Origin of the sequence: Arthrobacter sp. CAN_A214 (assembly GCF_015751955.1) — a bacterium.
In the GTDB taxonomy this organism is placed as follows: Bacteria; Actinomycetota; Actinomycetes; order Actinomycetales; family Micrococcaceae; genus Arthrobacter_D.
Genome location: NZ_JADOUU010000080.1, coordinates 1 through 2,141 on the forward strand (window position 1 = coordinate 1; position 2,141 = coordinate 2,141).

General features: G+C 59.9%; 1 protein-coding gene. It reads left to right on the plus strand.

The genetic code is table 11. The features are described 5' to 3' along the window. Positions 1–1,752: 1,752 nt before the first annotated feature. Positions 1,753–2,031, plus strand: coding sequence for a DapH/DapD/GlmU-related protein (locus IWX65_RS17460; protein ID WP_196884821.1), 279 nt, complete (start codon positions 1,753–1,755; stop codon positions 2,029–2,031). Positions 2,032–2,141: the final 110 nt, after the last annotated feature.

The following is a 2,141-nucleotide window of genomic DNA, read 5'->3' on the forward strand; positions in this document are numbered from 1 at the left end:
GGCTTCCGTAACCTCACCAATTACATCGCCCGCAGCCTGCTCGAATCAGGCGGCTTCAGACCCCACCTACACCCTCAATTACGATGAGCCGGTAATCCCCCACATCACTGAGCGTGTAACGAGGTCCAGCACTTTGACTCGCTTGCATAATTCCCCCATTCTCCCATTCCCCCGGCTTCGTTCATGCCCTGCGCCTTTGAACGGGAACCCGCTACCCACCCCTGGAGGGAATCCCATCACAGCATTCACGTCCCTCTTGGAAAGACATGAATACAACTCCAAGGACAGTCCGCAACAGTGTGAAGCCACCGGGATCACCAGGGTGCGATCAAAGCAATACTGCGACACACAGGATCTACTCGACGAGCAGGTCTCCCCACAGTGTCGAAGCGGCTGCCATGCAACGGGTGACGAACAAGTACCGGAGGAGATACACCGGTACCCTACCCGTTCTTTCGAAGCCCTGTGCTTCTAGCATTAGGGGTACTTTTGCTGTGCCTTGCAACAACTGCCGGGCTCAGCAGGATCAGCGACGGCCTCCCTTGCGACAGAGCGGTCTCTTGTCGACGCCACAGACACAATCATCGGAAATTCCCCTCCTGCAAGTCACTCTTACGCCCTGCTGAAGCACTATCCGCAACTGACCCTTCGTCAATATGCACTCTTATGCAGATTGAACGGGCACATTGAAGAATCGGCTTACGGATCCGGTCCGTCCCTTTTAGCAGTTCGGTGCCATATTCAACGCCTTCACCGCGCACTTTCGACTTAGCCGCAGACATCGCTCGTTTCCCTGGCTCAGCCCCTCGTCGGTGAACTGCTATTGCCAGCCTCGCCGTCGCATCCGGAATTGCACTCACCGGAGCCTCCGATGCACTAGCCGTAAAATCCGCCCCCGGCCCCGGTTTTGGTTTCGCCCCTCTTGATCAGGCCGCCATCATCGATCCTGACTCTGTGACACCTGCGATCGGCGGCTTGCTCACGGCCGAGGGCACCAACGTCCGTGCGGTGAGCCCGGGAAGCATCGTCTTTCCCGACGGCCGGCACCCCTGCTACGCCCGCATAAAGGCGACCTACAAACGATTACAGACCGTTGTCCTCAATACGCGTTCCTGCGTGGACATTCCCAGGAATTAAGCAGTGGTGACCGCGGCGGGGTCGTACCGCCGATGTTGCCCGGTTCACATAACTTGCAGGCACCGGGCAGGAAACGCGGCGAGCCGAGTCAGGCGGGCAGCATCGCCATGTCTCAGGAACTGGGGGTTGGCGGGAGTGCGGCTTCCCTGCGTCGACGACATTCCAGCGTGGAACTGCATGACTACCCAGCGCTGCGCGCCGGTCATTGTCGCTCGCGCTCTCTTGCCAACCAACCGTTCTGACTGACGCGGCTGATACCGGGCACCAAGCTGTCGCGACGGCCTTGATGCATGGGTCTCCTCGTGCAGCGCTGAAGTCGGATCCACCGCGGCCGCAGATATCGAGGACCCCGACCTTTTGCTGTCGACTCAGGGCAGGGCGCCGTGGAAGTCCACGCCGGAGCTGAAGTCTCGCGCGAAGACTTCAAGTGAAGTGATGTGTTGTGCCTCTGACGCTCGCCCCGATGTAGGACGGGGCGATACCGATGGCGACCAAGCCGCGACAGTTCAACTCCTGGGCGTGAACGCCTGGACCTTGCTTTTTGACCCGCGTGTGGATAACCGGTTCAGGGGTCGCCAGCGCAAGCCTTCTCCAACACCTGAGTGAAAGGACACCATGGAACTCTTCGATCTCCTTGGAGCGTTGAATGCCGGCCGGACCATCACCGGGGACTCGCCGTTGCACGGGGCGATCCATCGGGTTAGCCAGGATGCCCTGCGCATCACCGGCGACGGCCGCAATGTGTGGATCGGGTCTAACGCGACCCTCCTGCCGGGCGTGACGATCGGTGATAATTTCGTCGTGGCAGCTGCGTCAGTGGTTACAGAGGATGTGCCGGAAAACTCCGTTGTGGTGGGCTCGCCTGCCCGAGTGGTGCACTCACTCACCGGCTGAACCTCGCTGGTTTCGAGGCTCATCGTAATTGAGGGTGTAGGTGGGGTCTGAAGCCGCCTGATTCGAGCAGGCTGCGGGCGATGTAATTGGTGAGGTTACGGAAGCCGAGG

What these genes read in the sequence shown, in the direction of transcription:
- IWX65_RS17460 (WP_196884821.1), top strand. Translation starts at nt 1,753, where the DNA reads ATGGAACTCTTCGATCTCCTTGGAGCGTTGAATGCCGGCCGGACCATC.